This is a genomic window from Burkholderia ambifaria AMMD, assembly GCF_000203915.1.
In the GTDB taxonomy this organism is placed as follows: domain Bacteria; phylum Pseudomonadota; class Gammaproteobacteria; order Burkholderiales; family Burkholderiaceae; genus Burkholderia; species Burkholderia ambifaria.
Genome location: NC_008390.1, coordinates 2,211,168 through 2,234,369, shown reverse-complemented (window position 1 = coordinate 2,234,369; position 23,202 = coordinate 2,211,168). Strand labels below are relative to the sequence as shown.

The window sequence follows — 23,202 nt, the reverse complement described above, 5'->3', positions numbered from 1 at the left end:
GCGATGTCGCTCCCGACCAATCAGCTCCGGCTCGCAATGGTGGCCGGCGAGCCGTCGGGCGATCTGCTCGCGGCGTCGCTGCTCGGCGGGCTTCAAGAGCGGCTGCCCGCGTCGACCCGCTACTACGGGATCGGCGGGCAGCGGATGCTCGCGCACGGCTTCGACTCGCACTGGCAGATGGACAAGCTCACGGTGCGCGGCTACGTCGAGGCGCTGGGCCAGATTCCCGAGATCCTGCGGATTCGCGGCGAGTTGAAGCGCCAGCTGCTCGCGGAGCGGCCCGACGCGTTCATCGGCGTCGACGCGCCCGACTTCAACTTCAGCGTCGAGCAGGCCGCGCGCGATGCGGGCATCCCGTCGATCCACTTCGTGTGCCCGTCGATCTGGGCGTGGCGCGGCGGGCGGATCAAGAAGATCGCGAAGTCCGTCGACCACATGCTGTGCCTGTTCCCGTTCGAACCGGCGATCCTCGACAAGGCGGGTGTCGCATCGACGTATGTCGGTCATCCGCTCGCCGACGAGATTCCGCTCGAGCCCGACACGCACGGCGCGCGCATCGCGCTCGGCTTGCCCGCAGACGGCCCGGTGATCGCGGTGCTGCCGGGCAGCCGGCGCTCGGAGATCGGACTGATCGGCCCGACGTTCTTCGCGGCGATGGCGCTGATGCAGCAGCGTGAGCCCGGCGTGCGGTTCGTGATGCCGGCGGCGACGCCTGCGCTGCGCGAACTGCTGCAGCCGCTCGTCGACGCCCATCCGCAACTCGCGCTGACGATCACCGACGGCCGCTCGCAGGTCGCGATGACAGCCGCCGACGCGATCCTCGTGAAGAGCGGCACCGTCACGCTGGAAGCCGCGCTGCTGAAGAAGCCGATGGTGATCTCGTACAAGGTGCCCTGGCTGACCGGGCAGATCATGCGCCGGCAGGGTTATCTGCCATACGTCGGCTTGCCGAACATCCTGGCGGGGCGCTTCGTCGTGCCCGAGTTGCTGCAGCATTTCGCGACGCCCGAGGCGCTCGCCGATGCGACGCTTACGCAGCTGCGCGACGACGCGAACCGCCGCACGCTGACCGAAGTCTTTACCGAAATGCATCTTTCGCTGCGTCAGAACACGGCCGCGAAGGCCGCCGAAGCGGTCGTGCGCGTGCTCGAGCAACGCAGGGGGCGCGCATGACGGCCATCCGTGTGCCACGCCGCCGCGCGTCGGCCGATCTGCAGGGCGGTTTCGACTTCAGTCGGCCCGACGAGATCGTCTGCGGCGTCGACGAAGCGGGCCGCGGCCCGCTCGCGGGGCCGGTCGTGGCCGCCGCGGTGATCCTCGATCCCGCACGGCCGATCGACGGGCTCGACGATTCGAAGGCGCTGTCCGCGAAGAAGCGCGACGCGCTGTACGACCTGATCGTCGCGCGCGCGAGCGCGTTTTGCGTCGCGTCGGCCAGCGTCGACGAAATCGACACGCTGAACATCCTGCACGCGACGATGCTGGCGATGAAGCGGGCCGTCGAGGGCCTGTCGGTGCTGCCGACGCTTGCCCAGATCGACGGCAACCGCTGTCCGACGTTGACGGTGCGTGCGGAGGCGATCGTCAGCGGCGACGCGCTCGTGCCGAGCATCTCGGCCGCGTCGATTCTCGCGAAGGTCACGCGCGACCGCATGCTCGTCGATCTGCATGAACGCTTCCCGGTGTACGGCTTCAACATGCACGTGGGTTACAGCACCCCGCAACACCTTGCCGCGCTGCGCGAGCACGGCCCGTGCGAAGTGCATCGGCGCTCGTTCGCGCCCGTGCGCGAGGCGCTCGACCTGATGGCCGGTTCCCGCTGAGAACGGGCTTGCGCCGGCCGCCAGAAGGGGCGAGCGCGACGGAAGGGGCACGGCGAATACCTCGCGTATTCGCCGCGAGCATGACGCCACGATCGGCCTTTCCGGCGGCCCCGCCGGAAAGGGATTTTTTTAGTTTCGTGAACGTGCGTTGCCGGCCGCATGGCGACGTCGCGCGTCGCGGGTTCGGCGCGGCCCGACGGCGCGCCGTGCTTCTCGCACGCGCCCGAAGGCACTCCCCGTCGGGGACAGCCGGCAACGCACGTTCGCACGCCCGCGATGAGCGGGAACAGGCCCCTGATGAAGAGCATTACATCCCGCGACAACCCGCTGTACAAGCGCCTGAAGGCGCTCGCGGGCTCGACGTCTCACCAGCGGCGCGGCGGCCAGGCGCTGCTCGAAGGTTTCCATCTCGCCGGCGCGTATCTCGATACGGGCGCGACACCGGAGCTGTGCGTCGCGACCGAAGGCGCGCTCGCGCACGCCGAAGCGCAGGCGATCATCGCGCGCATCGACGCGCAGCGGGTCGTCACGCTGCCGGACGCGCTGTTCGGCCAGTTGTCGAACGTGGTCAGCGGCGTCGGTTTCCTGCTGCTCGTCGACCGGCCCGTGCAGCCGCTGCCCGAGCGCGTCACGCACACGTCGGTCGTGCTCGACGGCGTGCAGGACGCCGGCAACGTCGGCTCGATCCTGCGCAGCGCGGCGGCGGCCGGCGTGCGGCACGTGTTCTGCGCGCCGGGCACCGCGTATGCGTGGTCGTCGAAGGTGCTGCGTTCGGGGATGGGCGCGCACTTCCTGCTGTCGATCCACGAGGATGTCGAGCCGGATGCGCTCGCCGCGCGGCTCGACGTGCCGGTCGCGCTGACGGATTCGCACGGCGCGCAAGCGGTCTACGACTGCGACCTGGCCGGCCCCGTCGCATGGGTGTTCGGCAACGAGGGCGCCGGCGTGTCGGCGTTCTGGCGCGATGCGGCCACGCATCGCGTGACGATCCCGCAGCCCGGTGGCATGGAGTCGCTGAATGTCGCGGCCGCCGCGGCGGTATGTCTGTTCGAGCAGGTGCGGCAGCAGCGGCGCGCATGACATGACGACGTGACGCACGGCGTTGCCCGCGCGTATCCCGCATCACGAAAAAAAGGCCGCGTATGCGGCCTTTTTTGCTGTTGGCGGCGGCCTGACGGCGGCCGGCGCGCCGGTCGTCAGTACGACTGCCGGTCGAGACGGATTTCCTGCAGGATCGTCGTCGCGATTTCCTCGATCGACTTGTGCGTCGACGACAGCCACTTGATCCCTTCGCGGCGCATCATCGCCTCGGCCTCGTTGATCTCGTAGCGGCAGTTTTCCGGCGCCGCGTACTTGCTGCCGGGGCGGCGCTCGTTGCGGATCTCCGACAGGCGCTGCGGATCGATCGACAGTCCGAACAGCTTGTCGCGATGCGGTGTCAGCGCCGACGGCAGCTTGCCGCGCTCGAAGTCTTCCGGAATCAGCGGATAGTTGGCCGCCTTCACGCCGTACTGCATCGCGAGATACAGGCTCGTCGGCGTCTTGCCGCTGCGCGACACGCCGACCAGGATCACGTCGGCTTCGGACAGGTTTCGGTTCGACTGACCGTCGTCGTGTGCGAGCGAGAAGTTGATCGCCTCGATCCGCGTCTTGTATTCCTCGGTATCGGCGTTCTGGTGGCCGCGGCCCATCGCGTGGCTCGACTTCAGCTCCAGTTCCTGCTCGAGCGGCTCGACGAAGCGCTGGAACATGTCCAGCACGAGCGCGTTCGAGCGCTTGACGATGTCGTTCGACTCGCTGTCGACGAGCGTCGTGAAGACGATCGCGCGGCGGCCGTCGTGCACCGCGGCGTCGTTGATCTTCTCGACGGTCGCATAGGCCTTCTCGAGCGAGTCGACGAACGGCAGACGCACGAGACGGAATTTCTGGTCGAACTGGGAGAGGATCGAATGCGCGAAGGTTTCGGCAGTGATCCCGGTGCCGTCGGAGACGATGAAAACGGTAGGCAGCATGAATCTGGGCGTCGAGCGTGAAGGGCGGTTGCGCGGGCGGCTGGAGGTTCGCCTCCAGACGCGGAGACAAGGTCGCGCCACATCCGGCAGCCGGCACGGTAGAATAGCGGCAACCTGTTGGATAAGCAATTGCAGGGGCAGGATACGAACGGCGCCCCAGGCTTGGCCGCTCGATTCGAAAACTCCCGGCAAGTTCGGCGATTCGTCTGAATATATCGCCCTTCTGCCGGGATTTTTGCAAATCGGGTCGGACGATTTTTCGCTGATTTTTCGCCCACGCGATTGTTTCTCCAACAGGTTGCGCAAGACGCGCCGCGCCTTTTTGCAGGCGCCCGCGTCCGAGCCCACTTGCGCAATCGAGCATTTTTTTCACACTTAGGGGCTTGTATGACTAACGCAGCAAACGTCGCAAAGGACCAGGCGTATGTAATCCCGTTCGAGCAGTTGCGGATGACCGATGTGGAGATCGTGGGCGGCAAGAATGCGTCGCTCGGCGAGATGATCAGCCAGCTTTCCGAAGCAGGCGTTCGCGTACCCACCGGTTTCGCCACGACCGCGCTCGCCTTCCGTGATTTCCTCAAGCACAACGATCTGACCGATCGCATCGCCAAGCGTCTCGAGTCGCTCGACATCGACGACGTGAAGGCGCTCGCCGAAGCCGGTGCCGAAATCCGTAAATGGATCGTCGATGCGCCGATGCAGGCACGTCTCGAAGAGGAAATTCGCGCCCAGTTCGAAATCCTGAAGAGCGGCTCGCCGGCCGAGCTGTCGTTCGCCGTGCGTTCGTCCGCCACCGCGGAAGACTTGCCCGACGCATCGTTCGCCGGCCAGCAGGAGTCGTATCTGAACGTCGTCGGCATCGACGACGTCCTCGATCGCATGAAGCACGTGTTCGCGTCGCTCTACAACGACCGCGCGATCTCGTATCGCGTGCACAAGGGCTTCACGCACGCCGAGGTCGCACTGTCGGCCGGCGTGCAGCGCATGGTCCGCTCGGACGTCGGCGCGGCCGGCGTGATGTTCACGATCGACACCGAATCGGGCTTCAAGGACGCCGTGTTCATCACGTCGAGCTACGGCCTGGGCGAAACCGTCGTGCAGGGCGCCGTGAACCCGGACGAGTTCTACGTGTTCAAGACGACGCTCGCGCAGGACAAGTACCCGATCATCCGCCGCTCGATCGGCTCGAAGCTGATCAAGATGGAATTCACGCAGCCGGGCGAGCCGGGCCGCGTGAAGACGGTCGACGTGCCGCACGAGCAGCGCAACCGCTACTCGATCACCGACGAAGACGTGATCGAGCTCGCGAAGTACGCGGTCATCATCGAGAAGCACTACCAGCGTCCGATGGACATCGAGTGGGGCAAGGACGGCCGCGACGGCAAGATCTTCATCCTGCAGGCACGTCCGGAAACGGTGAAGAGCCAGGCAAGCGGCAAGGCCGAGCAGCGCTTCAAGCTGAAGGGCCAGTCGCAGGTGCTGGCGACGGGCCGCGCGATCGGCCAGAAGATCGGCGCGGGCCCCGTGCGCGTGATCCAGGATCCGTCGGAAATGGAACGCGTGCAGCCGGGCGACGTGCTGGTGGCGGACATGACCGACCCGAACTGGGAGCCGGTGATGAAGCGTGCGGCGGCGATCGTCACGAACCGTGGCGGCCGCACCTGCCACGCGGCGATCATCGCGCGTGAGCTCGGCGTGCCGGCAGTCGTCGGCTGCGGCGATGCGACCGACGTGCTGAAGGACGGCGCGCTCGTCACCGTGTCGTGCGCGGAAGGCGACGAAGGCAAGATCTACGACGGGCTGCTCGAGACGGAAGTCACGGAAGTGCAGCGCGGCGAGCTGCCGGAAATCCCGGTCAAGATCATGATGAACGTCGGCAACCCGCAGCTCGCGTTCGACTTCTCGCAACTGCCGAACGCGGGTGTTGGCCTCGCGCGTCTCGAGTTCATCATCAACAACAACATCGGCGTGCACCCGAAGGCGATCCTCGAGTACCCGAACATCGACCAGGACCTGAAGAAGGCGGTCGAGAGCGTCGCGCGTGGTCACGCGTCGCCGCGCCAGTTCTACGTCGACAAGCTGACGGAAGGCGTCGCGACGATCGCCGCGGCGTTCTATCCGAAGCCCGTGATCGTGCGTCTGTCCGACTTCAAGTCGAACGAGTACAAGAAGCTGATCGGCGGTTCGCGTTACGAGCCGGACGAGGAAAACCCGATGCTGGGTTTCCGCGGCGCGTCGCGCTACATCGCGGAAGACTTCGCGCAGGCGTTCGAGATGGAGTGCCGTGCACTGAAGCGCGTGCGCGACGAGATGGGCCTGACCAACGTCGAGATCATGGTGCCGTTCGTGCGTACCGTGAAGCAGGCGGAGCGCGTCGTCGGCCTGCTCGAGAAGTTCGGCCTGAAGCGCGGCGAGAACGGCCTGCGCCTCGTGATGATGTGTGAAGTCCCGACCAACGCGATTCTTGCCGAAGAGTTCCTGCAACACTTCGACGGTTTCTCGATCGGTTCGAACGACCTCACGCAGCTCACGCTCGGCCTCGATCGCGACTCGGGCATGGAACTGCTGGCCGTCGACTTCGACGAACGCGACCCGGCCGTCAAGTTCCTGTTGAAGCGTGCAATCGATACCTGCCTGCGGATGGGCAAGTACGTCGGCATCTGCGGCCAGGGCCCGTCCGATCACCCGGACTTCGCGCAGTGGCTGACCGACGAAGGCATCGTGTCGATCTCGCTGAACCCGGACACGATCATCGATACGTGGCAGGCGCTCGCCAACCGGAAGTAACGGTCGGTCATGCAGCCTTGACGAAAGGGCGGCTCGCCGCTCTTTCGATGAAGGCAGAATGCAAGGTTCATGCTATAAACACCCCGGTAGGCACCGGGGTGTTTTTGTTTGTACTCACCGAACCGCGAACATGGCGAGCGTGAGGGCGTTTTTCGGGGGACCACAATGATGTCGGGGCATCTGTTCTGGTGGGTCGGAGTCGGCGTGCTGGTCGTCGCCGAATTGCTGACCGGCACGTTCTATCTGCTGATGATCGCGCTCGGCTTTCTCGCGGGCGCGCTGCTGCAGCTCGCCGGTTTCGCGCCGCACGTGCAGGTCGCGGCGGCCGCCGCGGTCGCGATCATCGCGATGATCGTGCTGCGTCGCTCGGGGCTCGGGCGCAAGCAGAAACGCGACACGTCGGCGAATCCGGACGTCAATCTCGATATTGGCTCGACCGTGACGGTCGACGCGTGGCATGACGGCCGCGCGCGCGTGCAGTATCGCGGCGCCGACTGGGACGTCGAGCTCGCGACCGGCGAGCGTGACGATGCACACGAGTATCAGGTGAGCGCCGTGCGCGGCAACAGTCTCGTCGTCGTCGCGAAACCCGCGCGCTGATCATCCACGGATAAAACAAGGAGAGAACATTTCATGGATTCGCTGATCATTTGGGTCGTCCTGCTCGTCATCGCCATCGTGATCGTGTCGAAAACGGTGAAGATCGTGCCGCAGCAGCATGCGTGGGTGCTCGAACGATTCGGGCGCTATCACGCGACGCTGTCGCCCGGTCTCAACATCGTGCTGCCGTTCGTCGATCGGATCGCCTACCGGCACGTGCTGAAGGAAATTCCGCTCGACGTGCCGAGCCAGGTCTGCATCACGCGCGACAACACGCAGCTGCAGGTCGACGGTGTGCTGTACTTCCAGGTCACCGATCCGATGAAGGCTTCGTACGGGTCGAGCAACTTCGTGCTCGCGATCACGCAGCTCGCGCAGACGACGCTGCGCTCGGTGGTCGGCAAGCTCGAACTCGACAAGACCTTCGAGGAGCGCGACTTCATCAACCACAACATCGTGTCGGCGCTCGACCAGGCCGCCGCGAACTGGGGCGTGAAAGTGCTGCGCTACGAGATCAAGGACCTGACGCCGCCGAAGGAGATACTGCACGCGATGCAGGCGCAGATCACCGCCGAGCGGGAAAAGCGCGCGCTGATCGCCGCATCCGAAGGCCGCAAGCAGGAGCAGATCAACCTCGCGTCGGGCGCGCGCGAGGCCGCGATCCAGAAGTCCGAAGGCGAGCGGCAGGCCGCGATCAACCGGGCGCAGGGCGAGGCGTCCGCGATTCTCGCGGTGGCCGAGGCGAACGCGCAGGCAATCCAGAAGATCGCGGGCGCGATCCAGTCGCAGGGCGGGATGGATGCCGTGAACCTGAAGGTCGCCGAACAATATGTCGGCGCGTTCTCGAACCTCGCGAAACAGGGCAATACGCTGATCGTGCCGGCGAACCTGTCGGATCTCGGCACCGCGATCGCGTCGGCGCTGACGATCGTCAAGAACGCCGTGCCGGCCGAGGGCGGGAAGGGCTGAGCATACGCGCGGTTCCCGGCGCCGGCGGCCGTGGCATGCGCCGCGCATGCGGCGAATCGTCGCACGGTGGAATCGCGATCACGATCGCATTTGCACGGCGACGGGCGGCGCAGCGCTTCATCCGGGGCGCTGATCGACTGCCCGATCGCCACCCGCCCGAATCACGCGATACAAAGCAACACGGCCCGCTTCGAGCGGGCCGTGTCGTTTGCGATGCGGATCGGGTGGTCAGGTACCGGCGCGCATGATGCGGGCCTTTTCGCGTTCCCAGTGGCGCTTCTTCTCGGTTTCGCGCTTGTCGTGCAGCTTCTTGCCCTTCGCGAGCGCGATGTCGCATTTCACGCGGCCGCCCTTGTAGTGGAAGTTCAGCGGCACGAGCGTGTAGCCGCGCTGCTCGACCTTGCCGATCAGTTTCTTGATTTCCTCGCGGTGCAGCAGCAGCTTGCGCGTGCGGACCGGATCGGGGTGGATGTGCGTCGAGGCTTCGGGCAGCGGGCTGATATGGGTGCCGATCAGGAAGATCTCGGCGTTCTTGACGACGACGTAGCCTTCCTTGATCTGGCCGCGCCCGGCGCGCAGCGCCTTGACTTCCCAGCCCTCCAGCACGAGCCCCGCCTCGTAGCGTTCCTCGATGTGATAATCGAAGTGCGCTTTCCTGTTGTCGATGATGCTCATGAAAGGATTGGGCCAACTCGTTTAAAATCACGATTTTAGCAAAGCGGGGCGAGAATCGCCCGGCCTTGCGTTCTCACTTCGAGCGATGCCGCGCGATTTATGGCAGATGTCCAGAAAACAGTATTGATCCGTCATTCGGCGGAACAGATGTTCGACCTCGTCACCGACGTGGCCGATTACCCCAATTTCCTGCCCTGGTGCGGCGGCGTCGAGATTCGCCGTCAGGACGACCGCGGGATGGAAGCGCGCATCGACATCAACTTCAAGGGTATCAAGCAGCATTTCGCGACGCGCAACACGCAGCAGCGCCCGACGCGGATCGACATGGAGTTCGCGGACGGCCCGTTCAAGAAGTTCACGGGCTCGTGGCGCTTCATTCCGCTGCGCGCCGATGCGTGCAAGATCGAATTCGCGCTGCACTACGAGTTCTCGAGCATCCTGCTCGAGAAGATCATCGGGCCGGTGTTCAGCCATATCGCGAACACGTTCGTCGATTCGTTCGTGAAGCGCGCCGACCAGCGCTACGGGAAGGGGTGACGCAATGCTGTCGATCGAAGTCTGCTATGCGCTGCCGGATCGCCAGACGCTGATTCCGGTGTCGCTGCCCGAAGGCGCGACCGTGCGCGCGGCGATCGACGCGAGCGGGGTGCTCGCGCTGCACCCGGAGATCGATCTCGCCCACGCGAAAACCGGCGTGTTCGGCAAGCTCGCGCCCCTCGACGCGCCGCTCGCCGACCACGATCGCGTCGAGATCTACCGACCGTTGATCGTCGATCCGAAGCTCGCGCGCCAGCGGCGCGTCGACAAGACCCGCCGTGAGGGCTCTGTCGAGGGCCGCAAGTGGATGCACAAGGACGCGCGCTGACGCATTGCTGCAGCGTCGCCCCCGTACTTTCGTTCCGATTCGTCAGGCCAGCCGCGGCCGCGCTCAGTGGGCCGCAACGTTCGCGCGGCCGGCCGTATCGCCTCCCGCGTGCGTGTCGCCGTGCCGGCGCACCGACGCATAGACGCCCGCCAGCAGCAGCGCGAGCGCCGCGATCTCGAGCGTGCGCGGCATCCGGTGGTCGTAGACGAACGCGTAGAGCATCGCGAACACGGTTTCGAACACGATCAGCTGGCCCGACAGCGTGAGCGGCAGCCGCTTTGACGCCGCGTTCCACAGTCCGTTGCCGAGCCACGACGCGCCGATCGCCAGCGCGAGGTTCAGCAGCCAGAACAGCTGCCAGCGCGATGTCGGGACGGCCGCCTGCGCCATGCCGGCCGGCAGCGCGAGGATCGCGAGCCAGCAGAGACCGCCGATCAGGCCCGTCACGACACCCCACAGCACCGACCACTCGTTGCCGCCGAAATGATGGTGGCGCTGCAGGTAGCGCGCGTTCGCAACCGCGTACCAGGTCCAGCTTGCCAGCGCGCCGCATGCGCACGCGATGCCGGCGAGCTTTTGGCCGAGCGTCGTCGCCTGCGCGGCTTCCGATGTGAAGAGGTCGACGTTGATGCAGACGATGCCGGCGATCACCAGCGCGAGCGGCGCGGCGAGCCGCCGCAGCGGCACCGCGCCATGGTCGCCGAGGCCCGCGAGCGTGACGGTCACGGGCAGCACGCCGACGATCAGCGAGCTGGGCGCGATGCCGATCAGGTGCACCGCGCCGGACAGCAGCATGTAGTACGCGACGTTGCCGACGAGCGCGAGCTTCACGAGCGCGACGAGATCCTCGCGGGTCAGCCGCGCGAGCAGCGAGCGGGCGGCCGGCAACGCCGCCGCCAGCGACACGAGGCCGTACATCGCATAGCGGCCCGCGCTCAGCAGCAGCGGCGAGAAGTCGGTCATCAGCCGCGGCACGAGAAACACCATGCCCCACAACGCGCCTGCCAGGACGCCATACACCACACCGCGCTGCATCGACTGCTCCGAACGAAAGACTGACGAGCGCGCATCTTAGCGATGGCGACGCGAGCGCGTCTTGTTCATTCCTGCACTCGGAAGCGGGTGAGGTTCGGGATCGGCCGCGATCCGGTCCTCTTTGTCGCGGATCGCGGATCGCGGCGCGTAGGCACGCCCTGCGACGACCGGCGGATCAGCCCTCGGCCGGTTCGGCCGCCGCCGCACTGTCGCCCGCCGCGGATGACCGCGCGGGGCGGCGTACGGCGCGCAGCTTGCCGCTGTTGCCGCCGCCGCAGTAGAACGTGTCGCGACCGTCGGACTCCAGCCCCGACACGCCGACGCCAGGCGGCATGTCGACCTGCTCGAGCACCTGCCCGGTGCGCGGGTCGATCCGCCGCAGCTCGCTCTCGTCCGCCTCCCAGGTGCCGTGCCACAGCTCGCCGTCGACCCACGTCACGCCGGTGACGAAGCGGTTCGATTCGATCGTGCGCAGCACGGCGCCCGATTGCGGATCCACCTGATGAATCTTTCGCTCGCGGTATTGGCCGACCCACAGCGTGCCTTCGGCCCACGCGAGCCCGGAATCGGCACCGCCGCCGGGCGCGGGTATCGTCGCGAGCACGCGGCCCGAATCGGGATCGATCTTCTCGATGCGGTCCTCGACGATCTGGAACAGATGGCGCCCGTCGAACGCGGTGCCCGCGTGCGCGGCGACGTCGAGTGTGCGCACGGTCGTGCCGCGTTCCGGGTCGAGCGCGTTCAGCTTGTCGCCGGATGCGAACCACACGTGCTGCCCATCGAACGTGACGCCGTGCACGCCGTCGCCGCCCGGAAACGGGCCGTATTCGCGGAGGATGTTTGCGGTGGAGCGTTTCATGTCTGTCGCCTCGTCGTTGGTGTACCCATCCTAGTCGCCCGGCAGCGGTGCGGGGAGTAACAAGGTCGTCGCGAATCCGGGCAGCGGCGGCGTCATCCAGCGACGCGCGCGACCGCGGCCGAGCGCCTGCACCTTGTCCGCTTCGGCGAGCGCGTCGAGCGCACGCTGGACGGTGCGCTGGCTCGCACCGAGCGCGAGGGCCAGGGCGGAACTCGACCACGCCTCGCCGTCCGCGAGCAGCGCGAGCACGGCCGCGTGGCGGTCTTCGACGGGGCGCGCGAGCACGACGGTCTCGCGCCGGCCGAGCGGTTCGAGCGCGAAGCCGTGCGGCGTCGCGGTGACGTTCGCGAGCGGCCGCAGCATTGCGCGCAGGCGGCCGATCTCGACGCGCAGGCGGACACGATGCGATTCGTCCGCGTGTTTCGCGCGAAACGCCGCGGCGACGAGTGCGTTTCTCGACACGTCGCCGGGCCATGCCTCGCCGAGCAGGCGGGCGAGCACGAACAGCACCGGGCGGCGCGCGAGCGACACGGTCGTGCGCGCGTCGCGTACCGCGTGGCGACATGCATCGACGACGAGTGTGTTCGATTCCAGCAGCGCCTCGACCTCGTCGAGCAGCACGAGCCGCGACGCACCGCGCACGATGAGCCGCGCGGCCGGTGTATCGAGCACGCGCGCGGCCGTGTCGACTTCGGCGGTCAGCGCGGCGATGCCGGCGTCCCGTGCGGCCGCGCGCGCACGGGCGAGGGCCAGGCGCGCCGCGTGCGGGCGGATGCGGCGCATCGCGATGCCGGCCGCGATCAGTTCGTGCGCCGCGCGTGAGGCGGCCGGCAGCGGTGCGGGATCGAGGCTCGCGAGCCGGCGTTCGGCGTCGTCGACGTGCCCGATCAGCAGCAGCCGGCGCACGACGAGATAGCGCGCATGCGCGGCGTTCGCGTGGTCGCCGTGCGCGTCGAGCGTCGCGCAGGCAGCGTCGAGCGACCGCGACGGCCAGCCGAGATCCCGCGACGCCAGCGCGATCTCGGCTTCCGCGACGACGCAGCGCGCCCGCGCGACGGCCTCTTTCGCGCCGAATGCGCGGGCCGCGCCGCGCACGAGCGCCCGCGCACGCTCGAAGTCGCCGAGTTGCGCCATCGCGATGCCGCGCAACGCGAGCGCCGGCGCGTCGTCGCGCAGCGCGACGCGGTTCAGCGCGCCGAGCGGGTCGCCCGCCGCGAGCGCGCGTGCCGCGGCCGTGATCAGCGAATCCATCCGAATCCCGACACAGTTGTCACTCCCTGCCGTCCGATGCCCGGCCCTAATCTAGCACCACGCACACGGCAGATGCGCCGTGCCCGGATCCCTGTCCCAAGGAGGAACCCGCAATGACGACCCATCTCACCGGAACACGCGCCGAATGGCTGGCCGCGCGCCGCGCGCTGCTCGACGCGGAAAAGACACTGACACGGCAGAGCGACGAGCTCGCGCGGCGGCGCCAGGCGCTGCCGTGGGTGCGCGTCGACAAGACCTACCGGTTCGATACCGAGCACGGCCCGGCGACGCTCGACGATCTGTTCGGCGGCCGCTCGCAACTGCTCGTCTATCACTTCATGTTCGGCCCCGACTACAAGGCCGGCTGCCCGTCGTGCTCGGCGCTGGCCGATGGCTTCGACGGCTTTGCGGTCCACCTCGCGAACCACGACGTGACGCTCGCCGCGGTGTCGCGGGCGCCGCTCGCGAAGCTGCTCGCGTACCGGCAGCGGATGGGCTGGCGCTTTCCGTGGGCATCGTCGGACGGCGGTGAGTTCAATTTCGACTTCAACGTGTCGTTCACCGAAGCGCAGCAGCGCGCGGGCGACGTCGAATACAACTACGCGCGGGCCGGCCACGCGATGGACATGGACCCCCCGCCTGCCGCCGTCGCGCAGTTCGCGGCGACGTGCGGTACCGACGCCGCCACGTACTCGCTCGACCGGCCGGGGATGAGCGCGTTCGTGCGCGAGGACGGCGTCGTCTATCATACGTATTCGACCTACGCGCGCGGGCTCGACGGACTGTGGGGCATGTACCAGTGGCTCGATCGCGCGCCGCTCGGGCGCAACGAGACCGGCGTGTGGTGGCGTCGTCATGACGAATACGCACGCGGTTGAGCGCGGGCCGAACCGCAACGGGAGCGAGTGATGGACATCGCGACGAAACCGGCTGCGACCGGCGCTGCGGGCGGCGGCCGGCTCGCGTTCGGTGCCGCGCTCGCCGCGGTGTTCGCCGCCGCCGTGTGGGCGACGCTCGCGCAGCACGCAGCGATGGACGCGATCGGCGGCATGCCGATGGCGGGCGGCTGGACGCTGTCGGCCGGGTGGCTCAGGCCGTGCGGATGGCGGGCAGGGGACGCGTTCGCCGGGTTCGCCGGCATGTGGGGCGCGATGACGGTGACGATGATGCTGCCGGTGCTGGCGCCGGTGCTCTGGCGATACCGGCAAAGCCTCGGCCCGGTGGGCGACGCGCGTGCGGCATGGTTCGTCGCGATTGCGGGCGCCGGGTATTTCTCGGTGTGGATGGCGGTCGGTGCGGTGGTGTTTCCCGTCGGTGCCGCGTTGGCGGCGGCCGCCACGCGGCTGTCCGCACTTGCTGCCGCAATGCCGTTTGCTGCCGGCGCGGTCATGCTTGGCGCCGGCGTGCTGCAGTTTTCCGGCTGGAAGCTGCGCCGGCTTGCCTGCTGCCGGCGTGCACCGGACGACGAAGGTGCGCGGCGGGCAGGTGCCGGCGCCGCGTGGCGGCACGGCGTGCGGGCCGCCCTGCGGTGCGGCGCCTGCTGCGGGAACCTGATGGCCGTTGCGCTGGCGGCCGGCATGATGGATCTACGCGTGATGGCGGTCGTGACGGTGGCCATCGCGGCCGAGCGGCTGGTTCCGGCCGGCGAGCGCATCGCGCGGATCGTCGGAGGCGTCGCCACCGGCGCCGGCGCAATGATGATCGCGTGCGCCGCGGCGGGGCTCGCCTAGCGGTGCTCGCGGCCGCCAACGCGCATCGAGCGGGGGCGCCGTCGGTTGCCGCGTCGTACGGCAACGACGCTCCATCGGCCCGAATTCCGGCCGGCTGCGCGAATGGGTCGATGCCCGGGTGAAACGAAAAGCGATCGAAAACGAACCGAACGGCGATCCGAACGATTCGGCCCCCGAACGCTCGGCGACGGCTAACCCGTTGTTCGTGTTGTGAAAATTCGCAGCGCTTCGCGTATAATTCGCTTTTGCGCCCATAGGATTTGCCATGCGTCTGATCCAAAAAGCACTCACTTTCGATGACGTGCTCCTCGTTCCCGCCTTCTCCGACGTTCTCCCGCGTGACACCAGCCTGAAGACCAAGCTGACCCGCAACATCTCCCTGAACATGCCGCTCGTGTCCGCCGCGATGGACACGGTCACCGAAGGTCGCCTTGCGATCGCGATGGCGCAGCAGGGTGGTGTGGGTATCGTCCACAAGAACCTCACGCCGGCCGAGCAGGCCCGCGAGGTCGCGAAAGTCAAGCGTTTCGAATCGGGCGTCGTGCGCGACCCGATCACGGTCCCGCCGCAGATGAAGGTGCGCGACGTGATCGCGCTGTCGCGTCAGCATGGCATCTCGGGCTTCCCGGTCGTCGAAGGCCCGCAACTCGTCGGCATCGTCACGAACCGCGACCTGCGTTTCGAATCGCGCCTCGACGAACCGGTCAAGTCCATCATGACGCCGCGCGAGCGTCTCGTCACGGTCAAGGAAGGCACGCCGCTCGCCGAAGCGAAGGCGCTGATGCACAGCCACCGCCTCGAGCGCGTGCTGGTCGTCAACGACGCGTTCGAACTGCGCGGCCTGATGACCGTCAAGGACATCACGAAGCAGACCGAACACCCGGATGCGTGCAAGGACGAACACGGCAAGCTGCGCGCAGGCGCGGCGGTCGGCGTCGGCCCCGACAACGAAGAGCGTGTCGAGCTGCTGGTGCAGGCCGGCGTCGACGTGATCGTCGTCGATACCGCGCACGGTCACAGCAAGGGCGTGCTGGAGCGCGTGCGCTGGGTCAAGCAGAACTTCCCGCACGTCGAGGTGATCGGCGGCAACATCGCGACGGCCGCTGCCGCGAAGGCGCTCGTCGAATACGGCGCGGACGCGGTCAAGGTCGGTATCGGCCCGGGCTCGATCTGCACGACGCGGATCGTCGCGGGCGTCGGCGTGCCGCAGATCAGCGCGATCGCGAACGTGTCGGACGCGCTGAAGGGCACCGGCGTGCCGTGCATCGCCGACGGCGGCGTGCGTTTCTCGGGCGACGTGTCGAAGGCCCTCGCGGCCGGCGCGAACGCGGTGATGATGGGCAGCATGTTCGCGGGCACCGAAGAGGCGCCGGGCGACGTGTTCCTGTATCAGGGCCGCCAGTACAAGTCGTATCGCGGCATGGGTTCGGTCGGCGCGATGAAGGACGGCGCGGCGGACCGCTACTTCCAGGACAACTCCGCGAACATCGACAAGCTCGTGCCGGAAGGCATCGAAGGCCGCGTCGCGTACAAGGGCTCGGTCAACGCGATCCTCTTCCAGCTGGTCGGCGGCGTGCGCGCGAGCATGGGCTACTGCGGCTGCCGCACGATCGACGAGCTGCACGACAAGGCCGAATTCGTCCAGATCACTGCGGCCGGCATGCGCGAGTCGCACGTGCACGACGTGCAGATCACGAAGGAAGCACCGAACTACCACGTGGACTGATCGCCGATGAAACCGCTGCTGCGAGCCGTGCTGATCGTCGATGCCATGCTGCTGCTGGGGTTCGGCGTGCTGTTCGTGCTGACACCCTGGCAGGCGCTGTTCAATGCGCTGCAACTCGCGAACATCCAGCCGGCGATGCTCGGCCAGGCGTTCGGCATCGCGCTGCTCGGGCTCGCGTGGCTCGCGTTCCATGCGGCGGTCAACGGCGAACTCACGACGCCCGTCGCGCGCGTGGTCGGCCATGTGAACTGGCTGATCGGCGTGCTGACGGTCGTGTGGTCGTTCGGCACCGGAAACGGTCCCGCGCTCGCGGCGGCCGGCCGCGTGCTGTCGGCGCTGGCCGGTGTTGCGCTGATCGTGCTTGGCCTCGGCGGCGTGCGGCTCGCATCGGCCGTGCGGCGGCGCGAGAAGGCGCTGGTGCTCGAGGCCCGGGACGCGAAGCGTCCGGCCGAACCGGCGCCGGCGTCCGCACCGCAGCAGCGGGTCGAACCGGTCGTCGGCCGTCCGGTCGCGCCTGCGGCGCCGGCCGCGGCAGCCACGCCGGCCGCATCCGACCGATTGTCAGGCAGCGTCGCATTCGACGCGCGCCCGCCGTCGCGGGATTGACCGGCGATGCGTCGCGCGAGCCGCCTGCCGCCCGACGCCGTTGTCCATGTTATTGACGCAGCGCTTCATGCGCTGCTTTTCTTATTCTCTTCATCCCGTCCGCAGCCATGCACGACAAAATCCTGATTCTCGACTTCGGTTCGCAAGTCACCCAACTGATCGCGCGCCGCGTGCGCGAAGCGCACGTCTACTGCGAAATCCACCCGAACGACGTGTCCGACGAGTTCGTCCGCGAGTTCGCGCCGAAGGCGGTGATCCTGTCGGGCAGCCACGCGAGCACGTACGAAGACCATCAACTGCGCGCGCCGCAGGCCGTTTGGGATCTCGGCGTGCCGGTGCTCGGCATCTGCTACGGCATGCAGACGATGGCCGTGCAGCTCGGCGGCAAGGTCGAGTGGAGCGACCACCGCGAATTCGGCTACGCGGAAATGCGCGCGCACGGCCATACGCGCCTGCTCGACGGCATCGAGGATTTCACGACGGCCGAAGGCCACGGCATGCTGAAGGTCTGGATGAGCCACGGCGACAAGGTGGCCGAGCTGCCGCCGGGCTTCGCGCTGATGGCGTCGACGCCGAGCTGCCCGATCGCCGGCATGGCCGACGAGGCGCGCGGCTACTACGCGGTGCAGTTCCACCCGGAAGTCACGCACACGGTGAAGGGCCGCCAGATCATCGAACGCTTCGTGCTGCAGATCGCCGGCGCGAAGCCCGACTGGATCATGAGCAACCACATCGAGGAAGCCGTCGCGAAGATTCGCGAGCAGGTCGGTGACGAGGAAGTGATTCTCGGCCTGTCGGGCGGCGTCGATTCGAGCGTCGCGGCTGCGCTGATCCACCGCGCGATCGGTGACCAGCTGACCTGCGTGTTCGTCGACCACGGCCTGCTGCGCCTGAACGAGGGCAAGATGGTGCTCGACATGTTCGAGGGCCGCCTGCATGCGAAGGTCGTGCACGTCGACGCATCCGAGCAGTTCCTCGGCCACCTGACCGGTGTGACCGATCCGGAAGCGAAGCGCAAGATCATCGGCCGCGAATTCGTCGAGGTGTTCCAGGCCGAAGCGCAGAAGCTGTCGAAGGCGAAGTGGCTCGCACAGGGCACGATCTATCCGGACGTGGTCGAGTCGGGCGGCACGAAGACGAAGAAGGCGACGACGATCAAGAGTCACCACAACGTCGGCGGCCTGCCGGAAACGCTCGGCCTGAAGCTGCTCGAACCGCTGCGCGACCTGTTCAAGGACGAAGTGCGCGAACTGGGCGTCGCGCTCGGTCTGCCGCCGGAGATGGTGTACCGCCATCCGTTCCCGGGCCCGGGCCTCGGCGTGCGGATTCTCGGCGAAGTGAAGCGCGAATACGCGGACTTGCTGCGTCGCGCGGATGCGATCTTCATCGAAGAACTGCGCGGCACGACCGCGACGGCGCAGGACGCGGCAGCCGGCCTGTGCGGCGAGGCCGACGTCGGCAAGACGTGGTACGACCTGACGAGCCAGGCGTTCGCGGTGTTCCTGCCGGTGAAGTCGGTCGGCGTGATGGGCGATGGCCGCACGTACGACTACGTGACGTCGCTGCGCGCGGTGCAGACCACCGATTTCATGACCGCGCACTGGGCGCACCTGCCGTACGCGTTGCTCGGCCGTGCGTCGAACCGGATCATCAACGAGGTGCGCGGGATCAACCGGGTGGTGTACGACATCTCGGGCAAGCCGCCGGCGACGATCGAGTGGGAGTGAAATCGGGTCCTTCGGGGACTATCGCCAGCTATCGAAAAACTGACGTAACGTATTGAGTTAGAAAGAAATACGTCGCGGTAGCTATCGGTGACTATCGCCGGCCAGCAAAACGTGTTGGCGGTAGAACTGACGGTAAGAACTGGAGGTCGGATTATGACCCTCCCGTTTACTATTGAGACCAAACCGGTCTTTGACGGTAAATGTCTCCTCTGGAAAGCTTGTTTCATGCGGCTTTCCAGGCATCAGCAGGTCTCCTGACCCCTGACGGCAAAAGCCGTCAAGAACAGGAGGAAAAACCTCGATGCTTACCGACACCGCACTGCGCAACCTCAAGCCTAAGTCCCTGACTTACAAGGCTTCCGACCGTGACGGCATGTACGTGACGGTATCGCCCACCGGTACCGTCACCTTCCGCTACGATTACCGTCTCAACGGCCGGCGTGAAACGCTAACCATCGGCCGTTACGGGCCGGCCGGCATCTCACTGGCCTTGGCTCGCGAAAAGCTGCTCGACGCCAAGAAAGCTGTTGCCGAGGGCAGATCCCCGGCGCACGAGAAGCAGCGCGAGAAGCGCCGGCTGACCGCTGCCAAGAATTTCGGCGACATGACTGCCCGATGGCTTGCCGACGCCAAGATGGCCGACAGCACGCGTGCGATGCGCAAGAGCATCGTTGATCGGGACATCCTGCCGGCGTTCAAGAACCGGCTGCTAAACGAAGTCAGCTCCGACGACCTGCGCGCCTTGTGCAACAAGGTGAAGGCTCGCGGCGCCCCCGCCACAGCCGTCCACGTGCGCGATATCGTGAAGCAGGTCTACGCCTTCGCCATCCTGCACGGCGAGAAGGTCGACAACCCGGCCGATGGCGTGGGCGCGGCTTCGATCGCGACCTTCGTGCCCAAGGATCGAGCGCTGTCACCGATGGAAATCCGTTTGATGTACCGGCAGATGGAATCGGTGGCCACCTATCCGACCATTCGCCTGGCGTTGCGCATGATTCTGTTGACGCTGGTACGCAAGAGCGAATTGATCGAGGCGACATGGGCCGAGGTTGATTTCGAGAACGCGACCTGGACGATTCCAAAATCACGAATGAAGGGTCGCAACCCGCACGTCGTCTATCTGTCCCGCCAGGCCGTGGACATCTTCGTTGCGCTGCACACTTGCGCAGCGGGGTCGAAGTTCGTCCTGCCGTCGCGCTACGACGCCGACCGCTGTATGTCCAAGGCGACGCTCAACCGCGTGACCCAGATCGTGTCCGAGCGCGCCAAAGCTGCCGGTTTGCCGCTAGAACCTTTCACGGTGCACGACCTGCGCCGCACCGGCTCGACGCTGCTCAACGAGGTCGGCTTCAACGGCGACTGGATCGAGAAGTGCCTGGCGCATGAAGACGGCCGTTCCTCGCGCTCGGTCTACAACAAGGCCGAATACGCCGAGCCGCGCCGTCACATGCTGCAGGAGTGGGCCAACATGGTCGATGCCTGGGTGGAGGGTGGCGCATACGCGCCCACGTTGTTGCCGAGCAATACGGTCGTGCCGGTGCTGAGCGCATCGGTCTGAGTCACTTCACGTCAGGTTGTCAGTTGACAACCTGACGATTCATCCCCATACTGGAAACCTTGAATGGCCCGTTCCGCTCATCCAAAGAAGGAGGTCGAAGATGCGCTCAAGCATGCGGAAAGGCAGGGCTGGCGCGTCACGGTCGGCGGCAGTCATGCCTGGGGCAAGATTTACTGCCCTTACAACGACGATGAGTGCCGCTGCGGCGAGTTCTGCATTACGAGCGTGTGGAGCACGCCGAAGAACCCTGGCAATCATGCCCGAGCGCTGCGGCGGGTCGTGGACAACTGCACGATCCATCAGCAACGAAACGAAGCTGAATCGTCATCTGAGGACTGATCCATGGAATACACCTTCATTCTGAAGTACCAGCTCGCCGAGCACGACAGTGATCCGGATGTGCTGGTCGAGCGTCTCGGCAGTGCCGGCTGTGATGACGCCTTGGTGGGTATCGGGCAGCCGGGTCGCTTGGCGCTTGAGTTCACCCGCGAAGCTGAGAACGCGCAGGCCGCGGTGCGCAGTGCGCTGGCCGACGTGAGGCGTGCTGTCCCCTTGGCGAAGCTCGTGGAGGCGGCACCGGATTTCGTTGGGCTGACCGATGTCGCCGAATTGGTGGGCGTGTCGCGCCAAGCAATGCGTAAGGTGATGCTTTCTCATGCTGCGACTTTTCCAGCACCGGTGCACGAGGGCAGCGCCTCGATCTGGCACTTGGCCGAAGTGCTGGGCTGGCTGGAAGAGAAGGGGGGCTATGCCGTTGAGCGAAAGATGCTGGAAACCGCGCGTGCAGCGTTGGAAGTTAATCTGACCAAGGAAATTCACCGACTGCCCGTGGCAGCGGTGCGAGAGCTCAAACTGCTGATCGCCTAGCCACGTTGCTACGTCGAAGCTACATCGCGCACGGGTCGGCGCTTACGTAGCCTGACATCAGGTCCGTTGGACCTGGTGATAGCACCGGATCGAGAGGACTGCTTGCGAGCTTCGATCCAAGCTTCGACTTCCTCCAGATCCCAGACAACGCAGCGCGAGGTCAGATTGAATCGGCGTGGAAACTCGCCACGTTGCTCCATTCCATAGATCGTCGTGTCCGCCAAAGGGACGATCTGGTGCAAATCTTGGCGGCGAATGGTGCGGCGGAAGGGGAGGGGAAGTTTGGCCGAAAACTGCGGAAGGTCTTCGTACCCATCCGTACCCGGATAAGGAATGGATGCTTTCGGCGGCAAGGCGGTATCGCCTGCATCGGTGCAATGAACGTGAGCGGGCATCGAAGGTTCCTAAGGCACTGTGTTCGTATGGATCTATGGTGACTATCGTCAGCAATCGGAACAACTCGCTGGGGCGAAGCGGGGAGGGTGCCATCCAACTTGGCTCACAAAAATTGCCCATGAATTGTTCGGTCAGAGCATGGTCGTTTTAGATAATTCACGAAACAAAGTTCATGAGGCCACCTGCACTGTGATGGAGCAACCACTCAAAGCGCCGCTCAATGGGATTGCCATGGAGTTCGGTTACTACCCCAAGCCCTGCGACATCGCGACCGGCCGCTTCTCCGTCCAGACGCTTCCTGATCACGAAAGTAGCGTGGCCACCGTTACCGGGGACCCCAACGCCCTCAAGGACTGGATCTATCCGGGTGCGCAGCAGCAGCGGGACTTCATGAGCGGAAACGTTCGCTCGATGCCGTACAACGCCCGGGTCTTCGGCCTGCCCAAGACCCATGTCCTGACGCTGCATGAAGGCAGGAGCCGAGAAGAGCTCGATTTCGTGGTGTGGTGTTTCTCTTTCTTTTTCGGTATGCGGCTGACGACAACGGAGGCGGGCTTTCTTGATGCGACGCCCATTAAGGAAACGCTGATCAATCTGCCGCACTAGGCATGCCGCATGCATGCGTGAAGGCATCGGGAACCGCAGCAGGAACGACATGAGTCAACGCAGCTTTGCCAGCGCCGAGTACGCGATGAAGAAGAAGCGCACGCGGCGCGAGAAGTTTCTTGCCGAAATGGAACGCGTCGTGCCTTGGGCGCGCTTGATCGCCGTGATCGAGCCGCTGTATCCCACGAGTGGACGCGTGGGCCGCCAGCCGGTGGGCGTACCTCGCATGCTGCGCATGTACTGCCTGCAGCAGTGGTACGGCCTGGCCGACGAGGCGCTGGAAGACGCGCTGTACGACAGCCAGGCCCTGCGCGACTTCGTGGGCATCGACCTGTCGCGCGAGTCGGTGCCTGACGCCACCACGCTGCTCAAGTTCAGGCGACTGCTGCTGGTCAACGACCTGACCAAGGCGCTATTCGATGAGATCAACGCTCATCTGGCCGAGCAGGGCCTGCTCATGCGTGCGGGCACCATCGTGGACGCCACCATCATTGCGGCGCCGAGTTCGACGAAGAACGAAGGTAATGCGCGAGACCCCGAGATGCACCAGACCAGGAAGGGCACCCAGTGGCACTTCGGGATGAAGGCGCACATCGGCGTGGATGCCGAGTCGGGCCTGGTACACACGGTGGTCGGCACGGCGGCCAACGTCAACGATGTGACGCAGGCCGGTGCGCTGCTGCATGGCGATGAGATGGCCGCCCATGGGGATGCCGGCTACCGCGGCGTGCACAAGCGCGAGGAAGCGCAAAGGCCGCACTGGCACGTGGCGATGCAACCGGGCAAGCGAAGGCAGTTGGACCTGACCCGCCAATGGGCACAGCTGCTCGAGCAGGCAGAACAACTGAAGGCGAGCATCCGAGCCAAGGTCGAGCATCCGTTCCACGTGATCAAGAACCTGTTCCGACACAAGAAGGTCCGCTACAGGGGCCTGGCCAAGAACACGGCGCAGTTGTTCAGCCTGTTCGGCCTGGCCAACCTGGTGATCGCCAAGAGGTCGCTGTTGGCCCTCTATGCCCGAGGTGCGTCTCGAGCGTGCTGAGCGGCCTCGGACAGGTGCAAAGCACCCGAAAAAGCTGCTGCGCAACCTGCGCAGCGATCAACTGACGG

The 23,202-nt window shown here is 66.2% G+C and carries 24 protein-coding genes; 18 read left to right on the top strand and 6 right to left on the bottom strand.

Annotation, left to right across the window (positions count from 1 at the left end; genetic code table 11):
* The first annotated feature begins 3 nt into the window (after window positions 1–3).
* The 3 genes from lpxB to BAMB_RS10250 all read left to right on the top strand — a co-directional run bounded on the left by lpxB (window position 4) and on the right by BAMB_RS10250 (window position 2,903).
* Window positions 4–1,173, top strand: coding sequence for a lipid-A-disaccharide synthase (gene lpxB / locus BAMB_RS10260; protein WP_011657277.1), 1,170 nt, complete (start codon window positions 4–6; stop codon window positions 1,171–1,173).
* On the top strand, window positions 1,170–1,823 hold the full coding sequence (gene rnhB, locus BAMB_RS10255) for a ribonuclease HII (RefSeq protein ID WP_011657276.1): 654 nt from the start codon (window positions 1,170–1,172) through the stop codon (window positions 1,821–1,823). Before lpxB ends, rnhB begins: the two co-directional genes overlap by 4 nt.
* A gap of 297 nt (window positions 1,824–2,120) precedes the next feature.
* Window positions 2,121–2,903, top strand: a complete 783-nt coding sequence (locus BAMB_RS10250) for a TrmH family RNA methyltransferase (protein WP_011657275.1) — start codon at window positions 2,121–2,123, stop codon at window positions 2,901–2,903.
* A 116-nt stretch (window positions 2,904–3,019) separates the two neighbouring features.
* Here the strand turns inward: BAMB_RS10250 and ppsR are convergent, their stop codons facing one another.
* Complete coding sequence (gene ppsR / locus BAMB_RS10245) at window positions 3,020–3,835, bottom strand: posphoenolpyruvate synthetase regulatory kinase/phosphorylase PpsR (RefSeq protein ID WP_011657274.1); 816 nt, start codon at window positions 3,833–3,835, stop codon at window positions 3,020–3,022.
* A gap of 387 nt (window positions 3,836–4,222) precedes the next feature.
* On the opposite strand from ppsR, the gene ppsA reads away from it, so the two are divergent.
* From ppsA to BAMB_RS10230, 3 genes are all read left to right on the top strand, one after another.
* On the top strand, window positions 4,223–6,622 hold the full coding sequence (gene ppsA / locus BAMB_RS10240; protein ID WP_006752165.1) for a phosphoenolpyruvate synthase: 2,400 nt from the start codon (window positions 4,223–4,225) through the stop codon (window positions 6,620–6,622).
* A gap of 165 nt (window positions 6,623–6,787) precedes the next feature.
* Window positions 6,788–7,222: an NfeD family protein gene (locus BAMB_RS10235; protein ID WP_011657273.1), complete on the top strand. Its 435-nt coding sequence runs from the start codon at window positions 6,788–6,790 to the stop codon at window positions 7,220–7,222.
* Window positions 7,223–7,255: 33 nt separating this feature from the next.
* Complete coding sequence (locus tag BAMB_RS10230; RefSeq protein ID WP_011657272.1) at window positions 7,256–8,191, top strand: SPFH domain-containing protein; 936 nt, start codon at window positions 7,256–7,258, stop codon at window positions 8,189–8,191.
* A gap of 228 nt (window positions 8,192–8,419) precedes the next feature.
* Here BAMB_RS10230 and smpB read toward each other — a convergent pair whose 3' ends face one another.
* A complete protein-coding gene (gene smpB, locus BAMB_RS10225) occupies window positions 8,420–8,866 on the bottom strand; it encodes an SsrA-binding protein SmpB (protein ID WP_011657271.1) in 447 nt (148 codons plus the stop codon).
* 99 nt (window positions 8,867–8,965) lie between these two features.
* Between smpB and BAMB_RS10220 the strand changes: the two genes are divergently transcribed.
* Window positions 8,966–9,403, top strand: a complete 438-nt coding sequence (locus tag BAMB_RS10220; RefSeq protein WP_011657270.1) for a type II toxin-antitoxin system RatA family toxin — start codon at window positions 8,966–8,968, stop codon at window positions 9,401–9,403.
* A gap of 4 nt (window positions 9,404–9,407) precedes the next feature.
* A complete protein-coding gene (locus BAMB_RS10215; RefSeq protein WP_006752170.1) occupies window positions 9,408–9,731 on the top strand; it encodes an RnfH family protein in 324 nt (107 codons plus the stop codon).
* A 63-nt stretch (window positions 9,732–9,794) separates the two neighbouring features.
* Here BAMB_RS10215 and BAMB_RS10210 read toward each other — a convergent pair whose 3' ends face one another.
* The 3 genes from BAMB_RS10210 to BAMB_RS10200 all read right to left on the bottom strand — a co-directional run bounded on the left by BAMB_RS10210 (window position 9,795) and on the right by BAMB_RS10200 (window position 12,876).
* Window positions 9,795–10,766 carry a DMT family transporter gene (locus BAMB_RS10210; RefSeq protein WP_011657269.1) on the bottom strand — a complete coding sequence of 324 codons (972 nt, stop codon included), beginning with the start codon at window positions 10,764–10,766 and terminating at the stop codon, window positions 9,795–9,797.
* A 175-nt stretch (window positions 10,767–10,941) separates the two neighbouring features.
* Window positions 10,942–11,625, bottom strand: coding sequence for a Vgb family protein (locus tag BAMB_RS10205; RefSeq protein WP_011657268.1), 684 nt, complete (start codon window positions 11,623–11,625; stop codon window positions 10,942–10,944).
* 30 nt (window positions 11,626–11,655) lie between these two features.
* On the bottom strand, window positions 11,656–12,876 hold the full coding sequence (locus BAMB_RS10200) for a hypothetical protein (protein WP_011657267.1): 1,221 nt from the start codon (window positions 12,874–12,876) through the stop codon (window positions 11,656–11,658).
* A gap of 113 nt (window positions 12,877–12,989) precedes the next feature.
* Here BAMB_RS10200 and BAMB_RS10195 point away from each other — a divergent pair, with 113 nt between their 5' ends.
* The 8 genes from BAMB_RS10195 (at window position 12,990) to BAMB_RS10165 (ending at window position 21,090) form a co-directional block, all read left to right on the top strand.
* A complete protein-coding gene (locus tag BAMB_RS10195) occupies window positions 12,990–13,754 on the top strand; it encodes a DUF899 domain-containing protein (RefSeq protein ID WP_011657266.1) in 765 nt (254 codons plus the stop codon).
* 30 nt (window positions 13,755–13,784) lie between these two features.
* Complete coding sequence (locus BAMB_RS10190; protein WP_011657265.1) at window positions 13,785–14,606, top strand: DUF2182 domain-containing protein; 822 nt, start codon at window positions 13,785–13,787, stop codon at window positions 14,604–14,606.
* 265 nt (window positions 14,607–14,871) lie between these two features.
* On the top strand, window positions 14,872–16,332 hold the full coding sequence (gene guaB, locus BAMB_RS10185; protein WP_006755813.1) for an IMP dehydrogenase: 1,461 nt from the start codon (window positions 14,872–14,874) through the stop codon (window positions 16,330–16,332).
* Window positions 16,333–16,338: 6 nt separating this feature from the next.
* Entirely contained in the window at window positions 16,339–16,938 is a 600-nt protein-coding gene (locus BAMB_RS10180) for a hypothetical protein (RefSeq protein WP_011657264.1), read from the top strand.
* Window positions 16,939–17,045: 107 nt separating this feature from the next.
* Window positions 17,046–18,665 carry a glutamine-hydrolyzing GMP synthase gene (gene guaA / locus BAMB_RS10175; protein WP_011657263.1) on the top strand — a complete coding sequence of 540 codons (1,620 nt, stop codon included), beginning with the start codon at window positions 17,046–17,048 and terminating at the stop codon, window positions 18,663–18,665.
* 301 nt (window positions 18,666–18,966) lie between these two features.
* On the top strand, window positions 18,967–20,223 hold the full coding sequence (locus BAMB_RS10170; protein WP_011657262.1) for a tyrosine-type recombinase/integrase: 1,257 nt from the start codon (window positions 18,967–18,969) through the stop codon (window positions 20,221–20,223).
* A gap of 63 nt (window positions 20,224–20,286) precedes the next feature.
* A complete protein-coding gene (locus BAMB_RS33635) occupies window positions 20,287–20,562 on the top strand; it encodes a hypothetical protein (RefSeq protein WP_011657261.1) in 276 nt (91 codons plus the stop codon).
* Window positions 20,563–20,565: 3 nt separating this feature from the next.
* On the top strand, window positions 20,566–21,090 hold the full coding sequence (locus BAMB_RS10165) for a helix-turn-helix transcriptional regulator (protein WP_011657260.1): 525 nt from the start codon (window positions 20,566–20,568) through the stop codon (window positions 21,088–21,090).
* An 8-nt stretch (window positions 21,091–21,098) separates the two neighbouring features.
* Here BAMB_RS10165 and BAMB_RS33630 read toward each other — a convergent pair whose 3' ends face one another.
* Complete coding sequence (locus BAMB_RS33630) at window positions 21,099–21,485, bottom strand: helix-turn-helix transcriptional regulator (protein ID WP_011657259.1); 387 nt, start codon at window positions 21,483–21,485, stop codon at window positions 21,099–21,101.
* A 19-nt stretch (window positions 21,486–21,504) separates the two neighbouring features.
* Between BAMB_RS33630 and BAMB_RS10160 the strand changes: the two genes are divergently transcribed.
* Entirely contained in the window at window positions 21,505–22,092 is a 588-nt protein-coding gene (locus BAMB_RS10160) for a hypothetical protein (RefSeq protein ID WP_198488759.1), read from the top strand.
* Window positions 22,093–22,141: 49 nt separating this feature from the next.
* Entirely contained in the window at window positions 22,142–23,134 is a 993-nt protein-coding gene (locus BAMB_RS10155; RefSeq protein WP_011657257.1) for an IS5 family transposase, read from the top strand.
* Window positions 23,135–23,202: the final 68 nt, after the last annotated feature.